Genomic DNA, 7,593 nt, shown 5'->3' with positions numbered 1-7,593 from the left:
CACCGGCGATGACGACGGCCTGCGGGCCGTTGATCGCGGCGATGCTCACCCGGTCGCCCTCGCCGAGCAGCGGCAGGACCTCGTCCTCCGACGCCTGCACCGCGATCATCACGCCACCGGCCGGGAGCGCCTGCATCAGCCGGCCACGCGCCGCCACCAGGGCACACGCGTCGTCGAGGGACAGCACCCCGGCGACGTGCGCAGCCGCAATCTCACCGATGGAGTGACCGGCCACGAAGTCCGGGCGCACACCCCAGCTCTCCACGAGCCGGTACAGCGCCACCTCGACCGCGAACAGGGCCGGCTGGGTGTACTCCGTCCGGTCCAGCAGGTCGGCGTCCGCGCCGAACAGAACGTCCTTCAGCGGCAGTTCGAGGACGGTATCGAGGTGGGCGCAGACCGCGTCCAGCGCGTCCGCGAACACGGGATGGGTGTCGTAGAGTTCCCGGCCCATGCCGAGGCGCTGGCTGCCCTGCCCGGTGAAGAGGAAGGCGGTACGGCCGTCACCGACAGAGCCGGTCATCGTCCGGGGCGCGGACTCGCCGTCGGCGAGCAGGGCCAGGAGGCCCTGCAGGTCCTCGCCGTTCCCGACGGTCAGGACGGCGGCGGCGCGGTGGTCGAGGTGGGCGCGGCTCGCAGCGAGGGAGTAGGCCACGTCTACCGCGTCCGCGGCATCGTCGAGACGTGCGGCCAGGGCGGCCGCCTGCGCCTGGAGGGCTTCCTTGGTCTTGCCGGAGAGGAGGTACGGAAGGGCACGGGCCGCGGCAGGTCGGTCCGCCGGACCCGCGTCGGTGGCGGCCGGCGACTCGGCATCCGGTGCCTGCTCGATGATCGTGTGGGCGTTGGTGCCGCTGATGCCGAACGAGGAGACGCCGGCGCGGCGCGGGCGGCCGGTCTCCGGCCAGTCCACGGCCTCGGTCAGCAGTTCCACATCACCGGCCGACCAATCCACGTGCGGGGTCGGCGCGTCCACGTGCAGCGTCTGCGGCAGCACCCCGTGCTGCATGGCGAGGACCATCTTCATCACACCGGCGACTCCGGCAGCGGCCTGCGTGTGCCCGATGTTCGACTTCACCGAGCCCAGCAGCAGCGGACGCCCCTCGGGCCGCTCCCGGCCGTACGTGGCCAGCAGCGCCTGCGCCTCGATCGGGTCGCCCAGCCGCGTACCCGTACCGTGCGCCTCCACCGCGTCCACATCAGCGGCCGACAGGCCCGCGCTCGCCAGCGCCTGACGGATCACCCGCTGCTGCGACGGACCGTTCGGAGCCGTCAGACCGTTGCTGGCACCGTCCTGGTTGATCGCCGAACCACGCACCACCGCCAACACCGGGTGACCGTTGCGACGGGCATCCGACAGCCGCTCCACGAGCAGCATGCCCACACCCTCACCCCACCCGGTGCCGTCCGCCGCAGCCGCGAACGCCTTGATCCGGCCGTCCTCCGCCAGCCCCCGCTGACGGCTGAAGTCGATGAAGTTCTCGGGCGTCGACATGACCGTGACACCGCCTGCGAGGGCCATCCCGCATTCGCCGTTGCGCAGCGCCTGGATCGCCCAGTGCAGGGCGACCAGCGAGGACGAGCACGCCGTGTCGACGGTGACCGCCGGGCCCTCCAGCCCGAAGACGTACGAGACGCGGCCGGACATGACGCTGCCGGCGTTGCCGGTGCCGATGTGGCCTTCCAGGCCGTCCTGCTCGCGGGTGATGAGGGAGAGGTAGTCCTGGCCGTTGGTGCCGACGAACACACCGGTACGGCTTCCGCGCAGGCTGGTCGGGTCGATGCCGGCGCGTTCGAACGCCTCCCAGGAGGTTTCCAGCAGCAGGCGCTGCTGCGGGTCCATGGCGAGGGCCTCGCGGGGCGAGATGCCGAAGAAGTCGGCGTCGAAGTCCCCCGCCCCGGTGACGAAGCCGCCCTCGCGGGTGTACGAGGTTCCGGGCCGGTCCGGGTCGGGGCTGTAGAGGCGGTCCAGGTCCCAGCCGCGGTCGGCGGGGAACGCGGCGACCGCGTCCGTGCCGTCCGTGAGCAGCTGCCACAGCTCCTCGGGGGTCCGGACGCCGCCGGGGAAGCGGCAGCTCATCGCCACGATCGCGATCGGGTCGCCGTCGACGGCTGCGGCGGCGGGCAGGAGGGTGCCGGAGACGGGGACGGTGCCGACGAGTTCCCCGCGGAGGTGGTCGGCCAGCGCGGCGGACGTCGGGTAGTCGTAGACGAGGGTGACGGGCAGCCGCAGCTCGGTGGCCGCGCCGAGGCGGTTGCGCAGCTCGACGGCCGTCAGCGAATCGAACCCGAGTTCCTTGAAGGAGCGTTCGGCACCCACCGCGTCCGCGGTGCCGTGTCCGAGGACGGCGGCGACGTGCGTACGGACGAGGCCCAGCAGTTCCCGCTCCTGCTCGGCGGGCGCGAGCGCGGCGAGCCGTCCGGCGAGGGTGGCCGGGTTGTCGGTGTGCGCAGCGGTCCGGCCGGCGCGGGCTTCGGTCGCCGTGCGGGTCGCGCGTGCCTCGCCGAGCTCGCTGAACAGTTCGGTGCGGCGTACGGCGGTGTGGCCGGCGAGGTACCGGTCCCATTCGATGTCGGCCACCGTCAGGGCGGCATCGTCGGCACTGCCGACGGCCTGGCGGAGGGCGCGGATCGCCGGCTGTGCCTTCATCGGGGGTACGCCGTCCCGGCGCATGCGGGCTTCGAGGGCCTCGTCGGCGGCCATGCCGCTCTCGGCCCACGGGCCCCACGCGATCGACGTCGCGGCCAGGCCGGAGGCACGCCGCTGCTCGGCGAGGGCGTCGAGGTAGGCGTTCGCGGCGGCGTAGTTGGCCTGACCTGCCGCGCCGATCGTGCCGCTCATGGAGGAGAACAGAACGAACGCGGACAGCTCGATGCCGAGCTCGACGGTCAGCTCGTGCAGGTGGAACGCCGACACGGCCTTCGCCCTCAGGACACTCTCGAAACGGTCCGGAGTCAGGGAGTCCAGGACGCCGTCGTCGAGCACACCGGCGGTGTGCACGACCGCCGTCAGGTTCTCGGCCTCCGCCGCCAGCAGCGTCCGCAGGGCGTCGCGATCGGCGGCGTCACACGCCACGACCGACACCTCGGCCCCGAGTTCCGCCAGCTCGGCGGCCAGTTCCGCGGCACCGGGCGCATCCGCACCCCGGCGGCTGGTCAGCACCAGCCGCCCGGCACCCGCACCGACCAGCCAACGCGCCACCCGGCCGCCCAGAGCACCCGTACCACCGGTCACCAGCACCGTCCCGGACGGCGTCCAGGACGAAGAGCCCTCCGCACGGGCCGCACGGACCAGACGGCGTCCGAAAACGCCCGACGACCGGACCGCGACCTGGTCCTCACCGGCCGCACCACCGGCCAGTACACCGACCAGCCGGCCCATGGCCCGCCCGTCCCACACCTCGGGCAGGTCCACCAGACCGCCCCAACGCCCGGGCAGCTCCAGCGCAGCCACCCGGCCCAGACCCCACACCTGAGCCTGAACCTCCGACACCAGCCGGTCCGAACGACCCACGGACACCGCACCCCGGGTCAGGCACCACAACGGCGCCCCCACCCCGGCATCACCCAACGCCTGCACCAGCACGGCCGTGGGCACCACACCCGCAGCCTCGTCCAGCGCCAGCAGCGACACCACACCGGCCACCGCACCGGACCCGGCCTCGGACAGCAGACCGGCCAGCGCAGCCCGGCCCGTACCCGCCGCAACCACGACCCGGCGCACCTCGGCACCACGCCCCGCCAGCGCACCCACCACGGAGCCGACCAGGGCATCGTCGGCACAGGCCTCGGGGGCGACGACGATCCACTCGCCGCCCGGCAGCTCGGCCGACACGGGCGCCGTCAGCGGCTTCCACTGCACCCGGTAGCGCCAGCCGTCGGCCTGTGCCTGCTCCTGGTTCCGCCGGCGCCAGGCCGCCAGGGCGGGGACGAACGCGCCGAAGCTCGCCTCGTCGTCCACCTCCAGCTCCGGCAGCAGGGCGGCCAGATCGCCGTGCTCGATCGCGTCCCAGAACCGGTCGTCGACCTCGTCGGCGGCCCGGACAGGGGCGGTGCCGCCGCCCGACAGCGCCGTCTCCGGCCAGAACCGCTGCCGCTGGAAGGGGTACGTCGGCAGCTCCACCCGCCGGGCATGCGTACGGGCGAAGAGGGCCGCCCAGTCCACCTCCACACCCCGTACGAAGGCCTGGGCCACAGCGGTGACCGCGGTCTCCGCCTCGGCCCGCGCCGCGCGCAGAACGGGCGCGAAGGCGACGTCGGCCGTGCCCGTCAGGCAGTCCTGGGCGAGCGCGGAGAGCACCCCGTCCGGGCCGAGCTCGACGAACGTGGTCACGCCGGCGGCTTCGAGCGCCCGCATGCCGTCGAGGAAGCGGACGGCCTCGCGGACGTGCCGCACCCAGAACTCGGCCGAGCCCATCTCGTCGGTGACGACGGCACCCGTCAGGCACGACACGACCGGGATGGCGGGGGCCGCGAACACCAGCCCCGCCACCACCTCGCGGAAGTCGTCCAGCATGCCGTCCATGTGCGGCGAGTGGAACGCGTGGCTCACGGTCAGCCGCTTGGTCTTGCGATCGGCGAACGACTCCGCGATGGCGACCGCGGCGTCCTCGTCACCCGCGACCACGACCGACTGCGGGCCGTTGACCGCGGCGATGCCCACGCCCTCGGTCAGCAGCGGCAGGACCTCGTCCTCCGACGCCTGCACCGCGATCATCACGCCACCGACCGGAAGCGCCTGCATCAGCCGGCCACGGGCGGCGACCAGCGCACACGCGTCGTCCAGCGACAGCACACCCGCCACGTGCGCGGCGGCGATCTCGCCGATGGAGTGACCGGCGACGAAGTCCGGCTTCAGGCCCCACGACTCGACGAGGCGGAACAGGGCCACCTCGACCGCGAACAGAGCCGGCTGCGTGTACTCCGTCCGGTCCAGCACCGCAGCATCGGACCCGAACAGCAGGTCCTTCAGCGGAATTTCGAGCCGGGCGTCGAACCGTGCGCACGCCTCGTCCAGCGCGTCCGCGAACACCGGGAAGAAGTCGTACAGCTCACGGCCCATGCCGAGGCGCTGGCTGCCCTGCCCCGTGAACAGGAAGGCGAGCCCTCCCTCCGACACGGTGCCCCGGACCAGGCCGGGCAGCTGCTCACCGGCGGCAAGGCCCCGCAGACCGCCCACGACCGCCTCTCGGTTCGCGGCATCCGCGACCAGGACGGCACGCGACTCGAAAGCCGAACGGCCGGCGGAGAGGGAGTACGCGGTGTCGGCGGTGGCGGCGTGCAGGCTCTCGGTCAGCCAGGTGACGAGCTGCTCCGCCTGGGCGCGCAGCCCGGCGGCGTTCTTGCCCGTGACGACGAACGGAAGGACGGGCGCGGCGTCGGCGGCGTGGGGCTCGGGCGCCGTGTCGTTGCCGTCCTCGGACGGCGCTTCCTCGATGATCGTGTGGGCGTTGGTGCCGCTCAGGCCGAACGAGGAGACGCCGGCGCGGCGCGGACGGCCGGTCTCCGGCCAGTCCACGGCCTCGGTCAGCAGTTCCACATCACCGGCCGACCAATCCACGTGCGGGGTCGGCGCGTCCACGTGCAGCGTCTGCGGCAGCACCCCGTGCTGCATGGCGAGGACCATCTTCATCACACCGGCGACACCGGCAGCCGCCTGCGTGTGCCCGATGTTCGACTTCACCGAGCCCAGCAGCAGCGGACGCCCCTCGGGCCGCTCCCGGCCGTACGTGGCCAGCAGCGCCTGCGCCTCGATCGGGTCGCCCAACCGCGTACCCGTACCGTGCGCCTCCACCGCGTCCACATCAGCGGCCGACAGACCCGCGCTCGCCAGCGCCTGACGGATCACCCGCTGCTGCGACGGACCGTTCGGAGCCGTCAGACCGTTGCTGGCACCGTCCTGGTTGATCGCCGAACCACGCACCACCGCCAACACCGGGTGACCGTTGCGACGGGCATCCGACAGCCGCTCCACGAGCAGCATGCCCACACCCTCACCCCACCCGGTGCCGTCCGCCGCAGCCGCGAACGCCTTGATCCGGCCGTCCTCCGCCAGCCCCCGCTGACGGCTGAAGTCGATGAAGGCGTCGGGGGTGGACATCACGGTCACACCGCCGGCGAGGGCCAGGGTGCACTCGCCGCGGCGCAGCGCCTGAACGGCCAGGTGCAGGGCGACCAGCGACGACGAGCAGGCCGTGTCGACGGTGATCGCGGGGCCTTCGAGGCCGAAGACGTACGACAGGCGGCCGGAGACGACGCTGGCCGCGTTGCCGGTGGCGACGTGGCCTTCCAGGCCCTCGGCGTCGCCGGCCACCAGGGAGAGGTAGTCCTGGCCGTTGGTGCCGACGAACACACCGGCCCGGCTGCCCTTCAGCACGGCCGGGTCGATGCCGGCGCGTTCGAACGCCTCCCAGGAGGTCTCCAGCAGCAGGCGCTGCTGCGGGTCCATCGCGAGGGCCTCGCGGGGCGAGATGCCGAAGAAGTCGGCGTCGAAGTCCGCGACGTCGTAGAGGAAGCCGCCCTCGCGGGTGTACGAGGTTCCGGGCCGGTCCGGGTCGGGGCTGTAGAGGCGGTCCAGGTCCCAGCCGCGGTCGGCGGGGAACGCGGCGACCGCGTCCGCGCCCTGCGCCAGCAGGCGCCAGAGGTCCTCGGGGGTCCGGACGCCGCCGGGGAAGCGGCAGCTCATCGCCACGATGGCAATCGGGTCCTCGTCGGCTGCGACGGCGACCGGCGCAGCGGTGTCCGCGGGCTCCTCGCTGCCGACCAGTTCCCCTCGCAGGTACCCGGCGAGGGCGGCCGAGGTCGGGTGGTCGTAGACGAGCGTGGTGGGGAGCGTCAGCGCGGTGGCGGCGCCGAGGCGGTTGCGCAGGTCGACGGCGGCCAGCGAGTCGAAGCCGAGGTCCTTGAAGGCACGGTCCGCGGCCACCGCGTCCGCGCCGTCGTGTCCGAGGACGGCGGCGACGTGCGTGCGGACGAGGCCGATCAGCTCCCGTTCCTGCTCGGCCGGGGGCAGTCCGGCCAGCTTCGCGAAGGCGGCGCCCGCGACATCGGCGCCCCTGACGACCGTCCCGTGGCCGGAGGCCGCGGTGTCACCCGCCGACGCACCGGTGAGGAACTCGGCGACCGACGGGTTGGGGCGGACGGCCGCCACGACGGAGGAGTGGCGGTCCCAGGCGATGTCCGCGACGGTCAGGGCCGCCTCTTCGGCGCCGACGGCCTGCGCCAGCGCCGCGATGGCCGCATCGGGAGCCATGGGCGGCACGCCTTCGCGCCGCATCCGGGCGTCCATCGCCTCGTCGGCGGCCATGCCGCTCTCGGCCCACGGGCCCCACGCGATCGACGTCGCGGCCAGGCCGGAGGCACGCCGCTGCTCGGCGAGGGCGTCGAGGTAGGCGTTCGCGGCGGCGTAGTTGGCCTGACCTGCCGCGCCGATCGTGCCGCTCATGGAGGAGAACAGCACGAACGCGGACAGTTCGATGCCGAGTTCGACGGTCAGCTCGTGCAGGTGGAGCGCCGACACGGCCTTCGCCCTCAGGACGCTCTCGAAACGGTCCGGCGTCAGGGAGTCCAGGACGCCGTCGTCGAGCACACCGGCGG

1 protein-coding gene is annotated in these 7,593 nt (G+C 73.4%); it reads right to left on the bottom strand.

The window, feature by feature from the left end; translation table 11 throughout:
- Positions 1 to 7,593 (bottom strand): type I polyketide synthase (locus HYE82_RS31205; RefSeq protein ID WP_179177558.1); only part of this gene is annotated, 7,593 nt, incomplete at both ends.

Origin of the sequence: Streptomyces sp. BR123, assembly GCF_013401435.1 — a bacterium.
Lineage (GTDB): Bacteria > Actinomycetota > Actinomycetes > Streptomycetales > Streptomycetaceae > Streptomyces.
Note: the sequence above shows the minus strand (reverse complement) of the source record. Positions and strands in the feature narration are given on the sequence as shown.